At 63.5% G+C, this 16,860-nt stretch carries 17 protein-coding genes and 1 pseudogene; 9 read left to right on the forward strand and 9 right to left on the reverse strand.

The window, feature by feature from the left end; genetic code table 11:
* Positions 1 to 39: 39 nt before the first annotated feature.
* Entirely contained in the window at positions 40 to 1,014 is a 975-nt protein-coding gene (locus NMQ11_RS18760; RefSeq protein ID WP_255171211.1) for an LLM class flavin-dependent oxidoreductase, read from the forward strand.
* 143 nt (positions 1,015 to 1,157) lie between these two features.
* Positions 1,158 to 2,660 carry an amidase gene (locus tag NMQ11_RS18765; RefSeq protein ID WP_255171212.1) on the forward strand — a complete coding sequence of 501 codons (1,503 nt, stop codon included), beginning with the start codon at positions 1,158 to 1,160 and terminating at the stop codon, positions 2,658 to 2,660.
* Between the two features lie 59 nt (positions 2,661 to 2,719).
* Here the strand turns inward: NMQ11_RS18765 and NMQ11_RS18770 are convergent, their stop codons facing one another.
* Positions 2,720 to 4,021, reverse strand: coding sequence for a purine-cytosine permease family protein (locus tag NMQ11_RS18770; RefSeq protein ID WP_255171213.1), 1,302 nt, complete (start codon positions 4,019 to 4,021; stop codon positions 2,720 to 2,722).
* A 192-nt stretch (positions 4,022 to 4,213) separates the two neighbouring features.
* A complete protein-coding gene (locus tag NMQ11_RS18775) occupies positions 4,214 to 7,048 on the reverse strand; it encodes a M14 family zinc carboxypeptidase (protein ID WP_255171214.1) in 2,835 nt (944 codons plus the stop codon).
* Between the two features lie 311 nt (positions 7,049 to 7,359).
* Between NMQ11_RS18775 and NMQ11_RS18780 the strand changes: the two genes are divergently transcribed.
* Together NMQ11_RS18780 and NMQ11_RS18785 are read left to right on the forward strand one after the other, a co-directional pair.
* Positions 7,360 to 7,650 carry a UPF0175 family protein gene (locus tag NMQ11_RS18780; RefSeq protein ID WP_255171215.1) on the forward strand — a complete coding sequence of 97 codons (291 nt, stop codon included), beginning with the start codon at positions 7,360 to 7,362 and terminating at the stop codon, positions 7,648 to 7,650.
* On the forward strand, positions 7,651 to 8,166 hold the full coding sequence (locus NMQ11_RS18785; RefSeq protein WP_255171216.1) for a PIN domain-containing protein: 516 nt from the start codon (positions 7,651 to 7,653) through the stop codon (positions 8,164 to 8,166).
* Positions 8,167 to 8,249: 83 nt separating this feature from the next.
* Here the strand turns inward: NMQ11_RS18785 and NMQ11_RS18790 are convergent, their stop codons facing one another.
* From NMQ11_RS18790 to NMQ11_RS20295, 5 genes are all read right to left on the reverse strand, one after another.
* Complete coding sequence (locus tag NMQ11_RS18790; RefSeq protein ID WP_255171217.1) at positions 8,250 to 8,600, reverse strand: type II toxin-antitoxin system PemK/MazF family toxin; 351 nt, start codon at positions 8,598 to 8,600, stop codon at positions 8,250 to 8,252.
* Entirely contained in the window at positions 8,597 to 8,947 is a 351-nt protein-coding gene (locus NMQ11_RS18795) for a helix-turn-helix domain-containing protein (RefSeq protein WP_255171218.1), read from the reverse strand. The genes NMQ11_RS18790 and NMQ11_RS18795 overlap by 4 nt, the downstream gene beginning before the upstream one ends.
* 51 nt (positions 8,948 to 8,998) lie before the next feature.
* On the reverse strand, positions 8,999 to 9,157 hold the full coding sequence (locus NMQ11_RS18800; protein WP_255171219.1) for a hypothetical protein: 159 nt from the start codon (positions 9,155 to 9,157) through the stop codon (positions 8,999 to 9,001).
* 353 nt (positions 9,158 to 9,510) lie between these two features.
* On the reverse strand, positions 9,511 to 9,729 hold the full coding sequence (locus tag NMQ11_RS18805; protein ID WP_255171220.1) for a hypothetical protein: 219 nt from the start codon (positions 9,727 to 9,729) through the stop codon (positions 9,511 to 9,513).
* Between the two features lie 25 nt (positions 9,730 to 9,754).
* The gene (locus NMQ11_RS20295) at positions 9,755 to 10,246 is read right to left on the reverse strand and encodes a DUF8112 family protein (protein WP_486651786.1); all 492 of its coding nucleotides are present in this window, start codon (positions 10,244 to 10,246) and stop codon (positions 9,755 to 9,757) included.
* Here NMQ11_RS20295 and NMQ11_RS18810 point away from each other — a divergent pair.
* Positions 10,245 to 11,345, forward strand: a complete 1,101-nt coding sequence (locus NMQ11_RS18810; RefSeq protein ID WP_255171221.1) for a Bug family tripartite tricarboxylate transporter substrate binding protein — start codon at positions 10,245 to 10,247, stop codon at positions 11,343 to 11,345. The two genes, NMQ11_RS20295 and NMQ11_RS18810, sit on opposite strands and share 2 nt — an antisense overlap.
* Positions 11,346 to 11,365: 20 nt before the next feature.
* On the opposite strand, the gene NMQ11_RS18815 is transcribed toward NMQ11_RS18810, so the two are convergent.
* Complete coding sequence (locus NMQ11_RS18815) at positions 11,366 to 12,565, reverse strand: CaiB/BaiF CoA transferase family protein (RefSeq protein WP_255171222.1); 1,200 nt, start codon at positions 12,563 to 12,565, stop codon at positions 11,366 to 11,368.
* A gap of 133 nt (positions 12,566 to 12,698) precedes the next feature.
* Here NMQ11_RS18815 and NMQ11_RS18820 point away from each other — a divergent pair, with 133 nt between their 5' ends.
* From NMQ11_RS18820 to NMQ11_RS18835, 4 genes are all read left to right on the forward strand, one after another.
* Positions 12,699 to 13,265 (forward strand): tripartite tricarboxylate transporter TctB family protein, encoded by a 567-nt coding sequence (locus tag NMQ11_RS18820; RefSeq protein WP_255171223.1) that lies wholly within the window; start codon positions 12,699 to 12,701, stop codon positions 13,263 to 13,265.
* 40 nt (positions 13,266 to 13,305) lie between these two features.
* Positions 13,306 to 14,823 (forward strand): tripartite tricarboxylate transporter permease, encoded by a 1,518-nt coding sequence (locus tag NMQ11_RS18825; protein WP_255171224.1) that lies wholly within the window; start codon positions 13,306 to 13,308, stop codon positions 14,821 to 14,823.
* Between the two features lie 54 nt (positions 14,824 to 14,877).
* Positions 14,878 to 15,975, forward strand: coding sequence for a LeuA family protein (locus NMQ11_RS18830; protein ID WP_255171225.1), 1,098 nt, complete (start codon positions 14,878 to 14,880; stop codon positions 15,973 to 15,975).
* Between the two features lie 108 nt (positions 15,976 to 16,083).
* Positions 16,084 to 16,527 carry a hypothetical protein gene (locus NMQ11_RS18835; RefSeq protein WP_255171592.1) on the forward strand — a complete coding sequence of 148 codons (444 nt, stop codon included), beginning with the start codon at positions 16,084 to 16,086 and terminating at the stop codon, positions 16,525 to 16,527.
* 10 nt (positions 16,528 to 16,537) lie between these two features.
* On the opposite strand, the pseudogene NMQ11_RS18840 reads toward NMQ11_RS18835, so the two are convergent.
* A pseudogene (locus tag NMQ11_RS18840) lies at positions 16,538 to 16,738 on the reverse strand (hypothetical protein); the annotation flags it as partial.
* Positions 16,739 to 16,860: the final 122 nt, after the last annotated feature.

Genomic DNA, 16,860 nt, shown 5'->3' on the forward strand with positions numbered 1-16,860 from the left:
GTCGGAAAGAATCATGTGTGTCCACAGTCACCGTGTCACATGGAATTCGGCATCTACCTCAACCAGTACGGCGACGACGAGCGCGGCAGTACCATCCACACGCTACTCGAGCAGGTGAGTGAAATCGAAACCCTTGGGTACGACACCGCCGCAGTAGGGGAGCGCCACTTCTACGAAGACGGCTTTCAGGACGTATTCTCCAGCCTCACAGCGATGGCCACGCAGGTCGACGACCTCGAGCTGATGGCGAACATTCTCATCCTTCCGATCTATCACCCGGTGCACCTGGCCGAACGGATCTCCGCCATCGATCACCTCGCGGATGGGAAGACCCGGTGGGGCGTCTCGCTCGGGTACCGCGAGAGCGAACTCGTGAATTTCGGCGTCGGGATGGATCAGCGTGTCTCACGGTTCATCGAGTGCCTTGAGGTCCTCAAACGCCTCCTCGAAGGCGAGCGGTTCGATCACGACGGAGACCACTACCAGTTCACCGACGGCTTCGTCCGACCGACGCCAGTCCAGTCGCCGCGACCGAAAATCTGGGGTGGGGGGAGCGCTGAGACCGCGATCAAACGCGCGGCCTACCGCTGCGACGGCTTTACTGCCGCCGTGACCGATCCGGACCGCCTCGAAGCCGACATCGAACGCTACCGTGACTCCCTCGCCGAGTTCAAGACAGATCCCGACGACGGCGACGTGACGATCATGGTCGACGGCTACGTCGGCGAGACGACTGCGGCTGCCTACGAGGCACTCGATCCGTCGCTTCTCGATCTCACCGCCAAGTACATCCGGTGGGGAAACCCCGAGTTTGATGGTCGGCCCGGCTTCGGTGATCTCGAGGCCCAGACGATGATCGGGTCGGCTGACGAGGTCGCAGAAAACGTCGCACTGTACCGCGACATCGGCGTTGATCACCTGATCTTCCGAACGCAGTTTCCGGGAATGGACGACGAAACGGCCATGGAGAGCGTTCGGCGGTTCGCCACCGACGTCGTCCCGACGTTTCGGTAGTCGGATGACTCCGAAGGAGGCGTAACGAACTGCGAGGGGGAACAAGCGTCCGAAGCGTCGCCGGCACTCGAAGCCGGACCGTCCGATCGGTCTCGTTCGGTGGTAATACACTTGTACTGAACGGACGTATGGTAGTGTACAACATGGTGCCGGAACCACCATCTCGAGACGAGTTACGGGCGCTGGGCGAGTCGCTCCACCTCGACCTCACCGACGAGGAGCTCGAGGATTTCGAAGCGCTGGTCGAGGGAACGCTTGGAATGTACGAGACCGTTCAATCCGCCAGCTCGGCCGAGCAGCGTTCGACGCCGGGAGCGGAGACCCGCGAGAGCAGTCGAGCGACGGACGACGATCCCTACAACGCGTGGATCACCCGGTGTGACGTCTCACGCGACGTCGACGGCCCGCTTTCGGGGTGGCGAATCGGCCTCAAGGATAACGTCTCGCTCGCGGGCGTCGAAATGACGTGCGGCTCGGCGGTCATGGAAGGCTACGTTCCGAGCATCGACGCAGAAATCGTCGACAGGCTCCTCGACGCCGGCGGGCGAATCGTAGGGAAGAACGCTATGGACGACATGGCATTTGCCGGGAACGGCAGTTCAGGCGCGTTCGGGCCCACCGTGAACCCACGCAGCGAGGATCACCTCGCCGGGGGCTCGAGCGCTGGCGGGGCGGCCGCCGTGGCCGCCGGAGAGGTCGATCTGGCGATCGGGACCGACCAGGGCGGAAGCGTCCGCGTTCCGGCGGCCTGGACCGGCGTCGTCGGCCACAAACCGACGTTCGGGCTGGTTCCGTACACGGGGATCGTCGGTCTTCGTCACCCGCTCGACCACGTCGGGACGTTCACGAACTCCACGACGGATGCTGCGCGGACGCTGACCGTCCTCGCGGGTCGAGACCCCTTCGATTCGCGCCAACCGGAACCCGTGCCCGCGGAGCGCTACGAGCGGGCCCTCGACGGCGACGTAACTGATCTCGCGGTCGGGGTCGTCGAGGAAGGGTTCGGCCGCGAGGGGAGCGACCCCGCAGTCGACGAGATGACCCGGGACGCGATCGATCGGTTGGCCGACGCGGGGGCGACGGTCGAATCCGTCTCCGTTCCGTCGTTCGAGATCGCCCCTGACGTCTACACGGTCGCGATGCTGGAGGGGCTGGTCGCAACCGTTCGCAGCGAGACGCTCGGGTACAACCGCCGGGGCTGGCACGATACGGATCTGGCGACCGCGTTCGGCCGATTGCGCCGTGAACGGGGCGGCGCCCTCCCCGCGACAGTGAAAGTCGGACTCCTCGCCGGCGCCTACGCGAACGACGCGTTTCACGCGACGTACTACGCGAAAGCAATGAACCTCCTCGAGGAGATGACCGAGACGTACGACGACCTGTTCGACGCGTACGACCTGCTCGCGATGCCCGCCTCGCCCGAGACGGCCCAGCGGCGTCGGCCGAATATAGGACGGATCGAGTTCGTCGCGAGAGCCTGGACGAGCCTCGCGAACGCCTCGGTCTTCAACGTGACGGGCCACCCCGCACTGTCGGTTCCCGCCGGCCAAGCGGACGGGTTATCGGTCGGGCTTCAGCTGGTCGGTGAACGGTTCGCCGACGCCACGGTGTTGAACGCCGGATACGCGCTCGAAGGGACGGGATAGCTCCGTGTCGCCGGTGGCGAAGTTTATGAAGACGATGCCGCGAAATCGGTGCGCTCGTCTCAGTCGGCGGCGCTCGGCTCCGCCTGGCGGGTATCGATCCAGTTCTCGACCGGCGGATGGAATGCGTAGTACAGGCCACCGGACAGCACGATCGCCGAGAGCGCCGGGACGACCCACTGGGGGGCCAGGATCGCGTACGCGGCGCCGATCACCCAGGCGACGACAGCGGCGGGATTCCACCCGCGCAGGTACCAGTATTTCCCCTCGGCGTCGAACAGGGCGTCGGTGTCGATCCCGCCGTCGATCAGGAAGTAGTGTACCAGCAGGATTCCGGTCGTCGGCACGAGCGTGATCGTGAGCGCCTCGAGGAAGCTCTCGATACCGGCGTACGTGAAGATGCCACCGATGGCGAGTGCGGTACCGATGACGCCACTCACGACGGTCGTGTACAGCCGCCGGGAGCCAAACAATTGTGCCAGCCCCATCCCGCTCACGTAGACGTTCGTCACGTTCGTCGTCCACGACCCGAGGATCAACAGCAGTAGACCGACGGTACCGAGCCCGAGCTCGACCATGATGTCGACCGGGTTCCACGTCCCGGCGACTGACGCCGCCACGATTCCGATAAACCCGAGGACGACCGCGAACGCGATCCAGCCGACGGTCGCCCCGAGCGCCGGACGGGACGGGTTTTCGTTCGTGCCGTAGCGGCCGTAGTCCATCGCCACGATGAGGTAGGCCGCCACCGCGGCTGGGAAGACGTTAAGCGCGACCCAGAACGACATCTCGCCCGTTCCCTCCGCGCCGAGGTCGATCGCGTACTCTGTCCACAACTGATAGACGACCAGAACGATGAGGAGGGTCATCACCGGAACGGCGAGGCGATTGAGCCACTCGATCCACCGGTAGCCGAAGACGGCGACGGACGCCATCAACAACCCGAAGACGAACGCTAGGACGACGAACGGGACGTCGAATCCCATGTCCGCGAGAATGTACTCTGCGCTCTGGGCAACGATCCCCGTCTGGAGACCGAACCACCCGACGCCGGCGATGAGGATTCCGACCGCCGGAATGATCCGCCCTTTGATTCCGAACGGCGCACGCATCGCCGTCGTCCCCGCCGTCCCCAGTTTCGCGGCGATCGCCGTTCCGAGGTAGACGATGACTCCTACGAGGAGGATGCTGATCGTCGCGGCGACGAACCCCGTGACGACGCCGGCTTCCATCGTAATCGACCCCAGGAGAAAGTTCGTGATGACGATGGAAAACCCGGCCCAGATCGTGAATATCCCCCAGAACCCCCGCGTTCGTTTTTCAGGTGGAATGACGTCGACGCCTTCTGTCTCGATCAAAGACATGTTGGGGGCTAACACATCTCATATATTGAATCTATCGGCGTTGTTACTTGAATTTTCGACGGCGGTCGATTTCGCGCAGATGGCGTCTAGGTCAGAAAGCGATCACTCAATATATTCTCAGAGTTGTAACCCCCGTTCTGTTCCCCGAATAACTTAACGGGAACTCGAGCAATTCCTCGAGGATATGGGAGTCTATCGCACCTCGCCCCAGGTGTCGACGAGGTCGCCGTTGACGTATCGGCGCTGCTCAAACCCGAGGGCGTTACACACTAGCGTGTGTCCCATAAATGAGGTGGCGTAGTCAGCCATTCCGAACGGGTGGAGCTCAGATTGGTTCGCCGGCGGTAGGACCGAACCGATCACGTTGATCTCCGCGTCCCCGGCAGTGAGCGTCCCGACGCCCACGCCGGAGGAGCCGGGCTGCCACGTCGATCCGCCTGCAAAGGTGCCGGCGATAGTGCCGCCAGCGGCCTCGAAGGCGTCCTCGTCGACAATCGTTGCGGGCTGGTCGACCCCCGTCGTATAGCCGAGCTGGGAGACCTTCCAGACCTCCTGTTGAATCGGTCTGATCCCCGCGAGTAGCGGGTGTTCGTGGGCTTTCTCCTGGAGAGCGGCGAACTGCATCTCGATCTCCTCGATATCGTCGTCGGTGATCGCGGCGGCCTGTCCGACCTCGAGTGCGCCGAGGATGGCGACGCCGGCGTCGGTGAGCACGAGGTCGCCGCCAGCGGCAACGAACTCCTCGATTGCGCTGATATATCGTGGGTCGTCGAGGCCCTCGGCGTGGGAGACGACCAGTTTGTCGTAGTGGCGCTGACCAGAGCGTCCGCGCAGCAGACGGCCGATGCGAACGTCGTGGACACGGAGGCCGTCGATCCCGCCACTCTCGAGAAACGGCTCGAGGTCGTCGAAGAACTGCATCGGGTTCACCTCGTACTCGCGCTGGGTGTAGCCGAGGATTGCCTCGGGGTCTTCGTGCTCGGCGTCGGTCGCCAGCGTTACAATGTCGACGTCGACGGCCGTCTCGCCGTCGACGTCGATGGTCCACTCACCCGCCGTGGGCGCAGGGATGTATACGCCGCCTTGTCGACCCATACAGCAGGCGTCCTCCTCGATGTCGGCCAGATCGACCCTGGAGACGACCTCCCCGGCAGGGTTGCGTACCGTGACGACGCCTTCGTCGGCGTCGTGGGCGTGGAGCTGGACGGACAGCGTCGAGGTTGACTCGCTCGCCGCGACGCTCGTGCCGGCAGGCCCGGGCTGGACGGTGTCGTGACGCCGAGCGATCTGCGTCCCCCGGGCGTGATCGGGCGGGCCCTGACCGTTTCCAGGGTGAGGATCGTCGGTGTGCGAGAGGTCAGCCGACGAGCGCGTCAGCGTTTCTGATGCGACGTACGCCGTGTCTTGATCGCCCGTCGCGACCGTCGCGTGACTGTCAGCAGCGGTCATCTCGGCGTACTCGCGCATGGAGATGCGATAGGCCATCGACTGGTGACGTGCAATATAGGGGCGCCACTGCTTGTCGAACCCGGAGGTGTTCGCCCAACACATTTCAGGGGAGACCGCCCGTGCACCGAGGCCGCCCTTCGATTCGGGCTGGCCGGCCCAGCCGATGATGCCGCCGCCGGCGGTGTAGCCGATACAGTCGTAGATCGTCCCCCAATTGAGGAGTCCACCCTGGTTGAACGGTCCGTCGTCGGGATCCTGGCCGAAACGATCGACGGCAATCCGGTCGATGTCCTGTTGGATCGCCTCGATGCCGCCCCAGTGGGCCAGCTTGCCGTCGCGGATGCGGGCGTTGACGTTGTCGAGTTCGTGGATCCCGTCGTGGTCGAACGCCGCGTTCGTCTCGAGGTTGAGTACGAAGTAGTCGGCGACGTGCATCCCGTGGTAGTCACACAGATAGGTGACGTTCTCGTACCCACGGAGATGCTCGACTGTCGCGAGGGCGTCCGGCACCATGTCCGCATACCCCCGACCCTGGTCGTCGTCCGGGCGCACGGACGGGGCGTCGTCGGGGTCGGCCGGCCAGAACGCTGGATTCACCCAGCCGAGTTCGGGATACTGGCGGTTGGTGTCCAGTCCCGTCGAATTCCCGCGGGAGAAGTTGAGGGTGTCCGGCGATTCGTAGTGGGGTTTCCGGACGACCCAGCCGTCGGGGTTGATGTAGACGAACACCATGACGATGTCGTCGAGCAGGTGCTCGAAGTCGTCGGCCTCGCCTTTGGCGGCCTCCTCGATGACCCGGACGCCTGCCTCGACGCCCTGGCGCTCGTCGCCGTGGATACCGATGACGAAGACGACCTTCTCTTTTTCGCGAAATGCTGCCTCATCCTGGATGTCGTTCGTAACCTCGGCGACGTAGACGTCCCGGGGGTCGGGGTCGTCACCCGTAAAGACGTTCTCGTAGCCTGGGCCGTGGCCGATAGTCTGGACGCGCAGGAGATCGGGATACGTCTCCTCGAGGTGTCGCAGCCCCTGTGCATTCTCCTCGTGAGAGACGTAGTTTCGGGCGTCTTCGACCGCAGGAAAGATCCGGTCTGCGTACGGCTCCTCGAGTGTCCAGAACGGGTTGGCTCCCGGCGAGAAATCGATCAACTCGATGCCGTCGAGGGTGACGGCGTCGGCCACCTCCGCCTCGGTGAGGTGGGCGTGGGCGGCGGGTGTCGGCTCCTTACGGGTGACGACTGGCGGCGGGCCATCGTCCTCGTCGATGTCCCACGTCGGGTCTGCGAAGTCGTCTCGAAACGCCCCGAGGGAGTCGTCGTCGGTGAATTCGAAAACGAGCGGGGCTTCGTACGCCGCCTCGGTCGCGGCGACGACGAACTCGGCCTCGGCGGTCATCGCCTCGTGGGTGGCCGTCTCCTCGGCGGCGACGGTACTCGGCGCGGCGAGCGAGACGCCGGTCGCGGCAGCGAGACTCAGGAACGTCCGGCGGTCGATCGCCCCGTCAAAGGCGCCCTCGGTACTGTCGTGGTCGGTCCCGTCCTGTTGCGCGGCTCGATGGTGGTGGTGGTTTCGGCTCATGGTCAGCGTGTGTGACACTCGGTCACACAACTAGGTGAGCAAGACTGTCATAAAATCATGTCGCAGATCTTGGAAAACATGATGTTTTACAGGAATCCTCTCCGACGGATGAGCCGGCCCCGACGGGTCACCAGCCATCGGAGTCACTCTTTCCGGTGCTTACAGGAGTTGTCGAACCCAGGAAGCCTCGGCGACTACGTTCGCCCGATTGTTGAAGATCGACGGCTTCCCGCCCGCCGTGAACGATGGGATTCCTGCCTCGAATAAAGATGAGCGAAACGCTTGTATACAATGCACACATCGCATACACCATGGGAACGATCTCGACGCGCGTGCCGGACGATCTCGAGGCGGAACTCGAGGCGTATCTCGAAGAAGAGCGCCTCGACCGGAGCACGGCCGTCCGGAAACTGCTCACCGAGGGCCTCGCAGAGTGGCGCCGCGAGCAGGCGCTCGAGCGTCTCGCCGCCGGCGAGGTGACACTCACGAAGGCGGCCGACCTCGCCGGGCTGTCCGTCTGGGAGTTCGCTCAGCTCGCAGCCGAGCGCGACATCACGTGGGTGTCGGGTGAGCACCTCGCGGCCGACCTCGAGGAGCTGTGAATGTGGGTCTTGGATGCGACGCCGCTCATCTACCTCGCGAAAGTCGACGCCCTCCACGTCGTCGAGGCGCTCGACGGACAGTGTTCTATCCCCCAGCAGGTCTACGACGAAGTCGTGACGGCCGGCCTCGAGGCGGGGTATGCCGATGCGCGGCGGATCGAACGCCGTGTCGACGAGGGGGCGTTCGAGGTCGTCACTGTTGATGATACCCCGCTTGGCGGTCGATTGGCGCGGAATCCGACCCTGAGCGAGGCCGACGTTGCCGTCCTCGCCTGTGCCGCCTCACGTGATGGGATCGCGGTGATGGACGAGGTCGCCGGCCGAACCGTCGCCGAGGTCGAGGACATCGAGACGAAAGGCACGGCCTACATCGTACTCCTGGGTGCGAAACGCGGGGTCATCTCGGTCACCGAGGCCCGGGAGACGATCGATGCGATGCTCGAGGCCGGGTGGTACTGTGCGCCCGATCTGTACACGAAGCTCGTCCAAACGCTCGAGTCGCTCGAGGAGGCGTAGGCCATCTATCGGTCGATGACGACCGCGGCCCGCTTCGGCCGGTGGTAGACACCGGCCAGGGGAGGTACGCACCACTGGTAGTGCTATCGGACTTGCTCCGGGCGGATTCCCAAATACGAGACGAGCGTACCGACAGCAATGTCAACAACGTCCTCGCGTAGAACCCCGAGTGTACGGTCGATCGCATCGGGTCCAAGAGACTGAACTGCCCAGGGAAGAATCGAACTCTCATCCGGAAGACCGCCTTCAATCACATCATCGGTCTCAATCGGGATTCGGTTTTCATACCATGTTTTCGTGGAAAGAGTGAGCACGATATACTGTTCGCCTTGGAACGGCATTTCTGGCGTGCTGATGATCACCCACGGTCGCCCGGAGTCACCGTCTTTGAACGGATCCGCAGCGTAGACAATCGTTCCGCGATCGACGCTCATTCGCTGGCCTGTTCACTCGCTTCGATCCACTCATCTCGGTCCTCTTCGCCGTAGAGGTCATCGAAGAGGCGCGTGGCCCGGTGTACATCATAGGCGTTCCGAAGGCGCTCCATCTCGTCGGTGATGGCCCAGTACGGACCCTTGTGTCGAACGAGTTTCTGGTCTTCGAGACGGGCGAGCACGGGGTGGATGGAGTTTGCGTTCACGTCCGTTTGGCGGGCGATCTCTGCGGCTTTCCACGCCCGATCACGGTTCTCGTAGAGGAACTTGAGCACCTGTTCTGGATTGCTCATCTCGGCTAATTCCTCTGGAGAGCGCTCGTCGAACCGGTCGATATCGATGGACATGGTTTGTACCTTTAGTAGGTAGAGGATTAAGTGTATCTGTTGTATCTGGTATCAGGCTGTATGCAATGTATTAGTTGTAAGCTCGTCGATGGAGTCGAGATTGAGCTCTTCGGCCATCCCACGTAGCCGCTCGCCCAGCGGTGGTCGGTTCTCGTCGTCGCTTGAGTCCGAATTCGAGAACTCGGTTACGTCGTCAGCGTAGACGCCCATGCCCCCACAGACGCGAGCAACTAGTAAAACAGTCCGGCACCGTGCGGAGCGGTCGTGACCTGTGCTTGTAACGAGTCGGTTTTCTTTCGGCATTCTTGGCGAGTGGCTTCATCGTTCCTTTCGGGATCAGCTGAGACACCAGTTGATCGACGTACTGACCGGTCACACCCGTTGTGAGCGCGAGTAGGAGCATAACCCCGGATTTTGCGTTATCTTCACTCCAACCACTACTAAATCAAGAGGGGGGTTTCTCGTGGTCGTGACTAGCGAGAGCGGCGACATCGACCGATGAGTCGATGTCCATGATCGTTCGAGTGGTGATCCCTATCCTGTGGGTGGCTCTCTCCCCGTTCTCACGGCGGGTCGGCGTCGAGCTGGGTCACAACGGGTGTGACGCCGCATTCGGTCACGGTACTTTCCTCGAGTAAATCGAGATGACAGTACCGGTTCTCTGTGAGTCCGACAGCCGTCTCGCGATTCATCGTCAGAATCTGCGTGGCTGGCTGGGTTGGACTCACCTGGCGAGTCGACGCCTCGAGGTCGGCGGCGATCTGCTCGAGGCGTTGAGCCACCTCCCTCGGTGGGCGGCCCACTGGATTATCGGCTATTGGCCACCTCTCTTGTTACTGAATCGGTAGTTTCACTCGCGAGGGTGGTGTCTCGAGTCCTGTCGGGTATAGCCGCTGGACGACTCTCTGTGGGCGGACTCGAGGCGAGTATCTCTGGGTCGCTGGTGGCGAGGTCAGTGTCCGTTCGGAGTCGACAGCGCACCAGGAGCTCCTGACATCCAAGGGTGGGGTGGCGGATCGCTGTGGGGCTGCAATCGTCACAGGAGAGCCGATGGATCGTCCACCCGTTGCCGGCTGGCCGCGAGGCGAAAACGGTCGCGGTGTCGTCGTCGGTGAACTGGTGGGTGCAGTGCAGGCCGCGGGTCCCGACGGGGTGGCCACGAAGGGTTGTGGGGATTATTGTAGCCCTCCCTGGAAGCGGGTCACGAGTTCGAGTCGCCCGCGCGGGATCGGCCCCATGATGAGATCCGCGAGGTCGATCAATCGAACGGTCACTCTCGCGCCGTGATGGCCGGCCCATGGCTTCGACCGACCCCCTGAGCCATCGTGATGTTCATCTGTGGTGCTTGTTAACAATAAGTATATGGTCTCGCACCCGCTATCTCGCGAAGATGAGGGGAACAGCAGACAGACGAGCGTTTCTACAGGCCGCGGGAGCGGTGTCGGCCGTCGGCCTGGCTGGGTGTATCGATTCACTGGACTCGTTGGCCGGAGACGGCGAGTATCCGAGCCAGTCACTGACTAACGTCGTGCCATACGACGAGGGTGGAGGATCGGACGTGATCGTCCGCCAGATCATGCCGATCGTGTCCGACGAACTCGGCGAAGACATCCAGATCGACAATATGCCCGGGGCGAGTGGACTACGGGGGGCTGGACACGTTATGAACGCGGAACCGGATGGCTACACGTTCCTCAAAATCAACGTCCAACTCGCCTCGATCACGGCGATGATCAACCCTCCCGATTTCGAGTTCAGCGACCTGAAGGGGCTCTGTGTGGTGGGTGGGTCACCGCTTGCGGTAATCGCAAACCCCGACCTCGAACTTGAGGGGCTCCAGGACGCGATCGACCGGTATGAAAACGGAGAGCTTGACAACATCGGTGGGCTGGGTGCGATGTTCCTCGTCCAGGCGGTGATCCTGCGCGATCAGTACGGCCTCGACTGGAACAGCTATATCCAGTACGATGGCTCCGGCCCAGTCGTGCAAGCGGTCGCCTCCGGTGAGGTACCCCTCGGGATCGTCTCGGATGCGGCAGCCGAGGGCGCGATCGAGTCCGGTGATGTCGAGGGGGCAGTGGTCCTACACAGCTCCGGGAGCATCGCCATGCCAGAGACGGACACGATTACCGATCAGGGGTTCGACGACATGGACTTCGTCGGCGAGGCGACCCGGTGTACGTGGGTCCCACCCGAGACGCCCGAAGACCGAATCGAAACGCTCTCGGAGGCGATCCGGACGGGCATCGAAGCCGAGGAGACCCAGGAGTGGGCCGAAGAGAGCGGGAACCGTCTCGAGTGGGAACCTGCCGACCAGGCAGACGCGTACATGGAAGAAGTGTGGGAAGAGGTGCCCGAGCGGATCGATATCGACGAACTCAGAGAGGAGGCTGAATAACTGGAGGACATCGACCGTCCCTAGATCACGCCGGCATCCGCGAGCGCATCGATCTCGTCCGTGGAGTACCCCAACTCCGCCAGGACGCGTTCGGTGTCCGCGCCGAGTTCGGGTGGGTCGGTCGACTCGATGCGATCGAACCCCGTCGACACCCCAGGATAGCGCGGAACGGCGATCGATTTGCGTGGGCCCTCGGCGGTCGTGATCTCCGTGAGTGCATCCGTTGCCTGGAGATGCGGGTCGTCGATCACGGCCGCGACATCGTTGATCGAGGCGACCGGCACGCCTGCATCACGGAGCCGATCGATCACGTCCTCAGCGTCGTAGTCGCCTACCACGTCCGCCAGGATCGCGTCGAGGTCGTCGTCGTGCTCGCGTCGGGCCGCGAGCGTCTCGAATCGATCGTCAGAGACCAGTGATTCGACCTCGAGCGCCTCACAGAGCCGTTCCCACTGTCGCTGTGAGGACGGCCCGATGAACACCCAGCCGTCCGCTGCTTCGTAGGCGTTGTACGGAGCCCAGTTGCGGTGGCTGGCACCCATCGGCTCCGGAATCTCCTCGTACGTCCCCGTAAACGCCAGCCAGTAGCCCATCAGCGAGACCGTACTTTCGAACAACGACGCGGTGATATGCTGGCCCGTGCCGGTGAACTCGCGCTGGCGAAGCGCTCCAAGGATCGAGATCGCCCCGTACAGTGAGGCGGCCATATCCGCAACGCTCGTCCCCGACCGCACCGGGGGCTGGCCTGGATGGCCAGTGACACTCATGAGCCCGCTCAGCGCCTCTGCGACCGGGTCGAGCGCCGGATACTCTTCGTACGGGCCTTCGTTGAACCCCTTGATCGAACAGTAGACGAGCGCCGGATTGTGGTCCCTGAGGTCGTCGTAGCCGATGCCAAGCCGGTCTGCAGTGCCGGGAGCGTAGTTTTCGATGACGACGTCGGCCTGGGCGACCAACTCTTCGAAAATCGCCCTGCCATCGTCGTGTTTGAGATCGACCGTGACGCTGGATTTGTCTCGATTCAGGTAGTTGAACGAACTGTTGCCGAGATCGCTCGAGTCGCGCACGAGGTCGCCACCGGTGCTCCGGTTTTCTATTTTGATGACGTCCGCGCCCAGATCAGCGAGGACCAGACTGCAAAACGGTCCGGCGACGATGTGGCCGAGTTCGAGCACGGTGATATCCGACAGCGGTCGTGGGATGTCTGTCTCTGTGCCCATACGTCGTCTGGTGCGTCGATCACCAATACTGTGTCTATTACTCACACCCCGCTCTGTGAAGCGGGCGATGTGGCGGCGAGACGAGGAGTAGGGGAGCGTAAGATATAATCTCACAGCCCCTGATTCGAGGGTAATGCGTCTGTTGCGCTGGGAACTCACGTCCGAGCACGGACTTCTCCTTACGTTGTTCGTCATCTCGGCGTACATGCTCGTCGAGTCCTTCTCGTTTGGCTCGCGAACTGCGGCGTTGTTTCCCCAGCTGACGGCCGTCGCCACCCTGCTCTGTGTACTGCTGTTACTCCTCCAGAACTACCTTCCGGAACCCCTGCGGCTGGCAGTTGCAGAACCCGTCGACATCTTCGGTGGGACGAGCGACGAGGAACGTGACCCCCCCGCCGAGCAACCAGGGGACCGAACCCAGCCCGATCCCGACACGGCCACCTCCGGTGGCGATCCAGCGCCAGCGGCAGCACGCCCGCTCGACGAAACGTCGTTTACACTCCTTGCGATCGTCGCGTACGTGGGGGGCTCATATCTGATCGGGATGCTGTGGGCGACGCCGCTGTTCGTCGCCGGCTACGCCGCGTGGTTCCGGCTGGGGGTGGTGCGTATCGTCGGTCTCTCCGTCCTCTCGTTCGTGATCGTCCTCTTCTTCCTGATATTACTCAACACGCCGGTTCTCAGAGGGGTGCTCACGTGAGCGAGCGTCGACCCGCAGACGCCCGTTCAGGGGTGGGCGGATGATCTCGTCGGTCGCGGTTATCGGTCTCATCTCCGAAGCGCTCCTCGAGGCGATCGGCCTCATCGCCCGCCCCGAGACACTGATGTGGATCGTCGTCGGGATCTGTCTGGGAATCGTCGTCGGCGCACTGCCCGGGCTGGGACCGCCGCTCGGGATGGCGATCTTACTGCCGTTGACGCTGCCGCTGTCGGGCACGGATGCGATCATCTTCCTCGTGAGCATCTACAGCGGCTCGATGTACGGTGGAAGCATCGCTGCGATCCTGGTCAACGTTCCCGGGACGCCCGCGTCGGCGGCGACGACGTTCGACGGCTATCCCCTCTCGAAATCGGGGCGGGCGATGGACGCCCTGACGATGTCGGCATCCGCCTCCGCGTTTGCGGGACTGTTCACCGTCGTGCTCTTGATTCTGCTCTCGCCGGTGTTGATCGGCGTTGTCCTCTCGTTTGGCTCGCCCGAGTATTTCCTGGTGGCGATCCTCGGCCTGTCGATGATCACCATCGTCTCACAGGGCTCGATCGTCAAAGGGTTCGCCGCCGGCGCGTTCGGCCTGTTGTTGACGACGATCGGCATCGCCCCGATGACGCCGGAGCTCAGGTATACGTTCGGTCAGACCGCGCTGTACGACGGCCTCTCGTTCATCGCGGTGATGCTCGGTCTCTTTGCCATCGCAGAGATGCTCAACCTCGCGGCGAAACCGGGTGGGATCACCGACACCGAGTTCGAACTCAGCGGCAACATGTTCTCGGGTGTCCGCTCGACGCTCAGCAGACCGGTCCTGGTGTTCAAATCGGGGTTTCTCGGGATGGCGATCGGGGCGATCCCCGGCTCGGGTGCGGCCGTCTCGAACTTCGTAGCCTACGCCGAGGCGATCCGCAGCTCTGCGACACCCGAGCTGTTCGGGGAGGGTAACGCCGAGGGCGTGATCGCCGCAGAGGCCTCGAACAACGGCACCGTCGGCGGCTCGCTGATCCCGACGCTGTCGTTCGGCATCCCCGGCAGCGGATCGACGGCCGTGCTCCTCGGTGGCCTGTTGATGCACGGACTTCGCCCCGGTCCCGACCTGTTCAGCTCACAACTGGCGATCACCTACAGCATCTTTCTCGCGTTACTCATCGGCAATCTTCTGATCCTCGGGCTCGGCGTCGTCTTCGTCGTGCGACTGAGCTACATCACCCGCGTCGATACCAACGTGATCATCCCGATCATCGTCGTGTTCTCGGTCGTCGGCGGTCTCGCCGTCCGCAACAACTGGGCTGACGTCGCAACCCTGCTCGTCCTCGGGGTGATTGGCTACTATATGTACAAACACGACTATTCGATCATCGCCCTCGTGTTGGGCGTCGTCTTGGGGCCGATCGCCGAGGAGAACTTCCACCGCTCGCTCGCCCTCTCGGATGGCTCGTTTCTGATCTTCGTTACCCGCCCCATCTCGATTCTGCTGGTGGTGCTGACGCTGGCGGTGCTGTTGGGTCCCCTGGTGAAAGCCTATCGGACCAGCGGCTCGAGCGCCTGACACGCTGTCACCCCCTCGAAAGACTTCTCACCCCCGAGCGCCCCACCGTCAGGTATGCAGCTACTCGATGCGACCGTCCGCGAGGGGGCCCAGCGCTCGTCGGTCACGTACTCGGTCGAGCAGAAAGTCGCCGTCGCAGAGGCACTCGACGACCTCGGCGTCTCGTTCATCCAACTGGGGTTTCCGATTGTGGGTGACGAGACCGCGGAGGCGGCGGCTCGACTGGACACCGAGGCACAACTCACCGGCATCGCACGAGCCGTCGAGGGGGACATCGACGCCGCCGCCGCCGCCGACCTCGACGTGATCGAGGTGAGTGCCCCGACCAGCCGCCTCCAGCGAGAGCGGCTTCTCGGAGCGACGAAGGCGGAGCTGAAAGAAACGGTCGTCGACGCACTCGAGTATGCGGCCGAGACGGGCCTGGAGGTCCACTTCGGAGCGATGGACGGCTTCCGGACCGAACCGGCGTTCCTCGCCGACCTCGCGCGGCTCGTTACGCCGTACACCGACTGGGTTACGGTCGCAGACACCGTCGGCAGCTGTCTCCCCGAGCGGGTAACCGAAACGCTCGACGCCCTCGAGGCAGTCGACGGCGAGTTCGAAATCGGAGTCCACTTCCACGACGACCTCGGGTTGGCGACGGCGAACGCGTTGCTGGCGGCCCGGCGGGGGGTCGGCAAGGTCGACGTCACGGTCGGCGGGGTCGGCGAACGGGCCGGCAACACCCCGCTCGAGGAGCTGGTCATCGCCGCCGAGCTCGCGGGCGATGTCCCCCTCGATGTCGAGCCCGCGCGCGTGATCCCGGCTGCGACACAGATCCTCGACGAACTCGACGAACCCGTTTCGAGCGGGAAACCGGTGATCGGGGCGGGCGTGTTCGAACACGAATCCGGGATGCATACGGCCGCGATGCTCGACGAGCCGGCGACCTTCGAGCCGTTCGAGCCGGCGCGATTCGGGGGCGACCGCCGGCTGCTGTTCGGCTCTGCGAGCGGCCGCGGTGCCGCGCGGCGCCTCCTCGAGCGGGCGGGCGTCGACCCCACGCCGGAACGAATCGAGGCGGTGCTCACCGAGTTGCACGCCACGGAGACCGCTCTCGAACTCGAGGAGGCGGTTCGTCTCGCAGAACGCGTCGTCGAGACCGACTCGTAGCCGGCGAAGCGACCGCTCCGAGCGACCGACCCACCCCACGGGGACACCGGATCGATATCGCCGGAACGCGGCCATCCTGTTCACAGCCAGGACCCGTTCACGCTCGGCATGGACACAGACCGCCCCCGGCTAATCGTCAGCGACGAACTCCATCCGTTCGGCGACGAGCAACCACAGTTCGAACGAGAGGACGCAGCGCTGAGAGTGTTATTCGACGTTCTCTGGACGGATTCCGAGATACGAGACGAGTGTACTGGCAGCATCGTCGACAACGTCCTCGTAGAGGACCCCAAGTTCACGGTCGATCGCATCGGGACCAAGCGACAGCACTGCCCAGGGAAGACTCGAACTCTCCTCCAGAAGCCGCCCTCGATCACCTCCTCGGTCTCAATCGGGATTCTGTTTTCATACCACGTTTTCGTGGACGGGGCGAGTACGAGATACTGTTCGCCCTGGAACGGCATTTCTGCGAGCCGGCGACCTTCGAGCCGGCGCGGTTCGGGGGCGACCACCGGCTGTGGATCGCGTCGTGACAGGACCGACAGAGCGTGAGCAGGTTCGCGAACTTGTGGCCGCCACCCTGGCTGATCGGGTGGCTGTGGTGGGCGTGGAGCTCCGTGTCCCCACGTGGCCCCCAGTCGCGTGACAGGCCTGGCAGGTGTAGCCGTCGCGTCGGTAGATGCGCCTGCGACGGCGGTCCCAGTCGGATGGATAGCCAGCCATCGGTGTCACGCTCCCACACGAGGGGGTGAATAGCTGGCATCGACTGTGTCGCTCTCGTAAACCCGGCGCCGACGAAGCACACGCCGTAACGGGTCCGACCGGGTCTTAGCTCCGATAGTGACCTGATGAAGTCGTCTCCTTTCAGTTCGTGAGCCGGATTCG

The organism is Natrononativus amylolyticus (assembly GCF_024362525.1).
In the GTDB taxonomy this organism is placed as follows: Archaea; Halobacteriota; Halobacteria; order Halobacteriales; family Natrialbaceae; genus Natrononativus; species Natrononativus amylolyticus.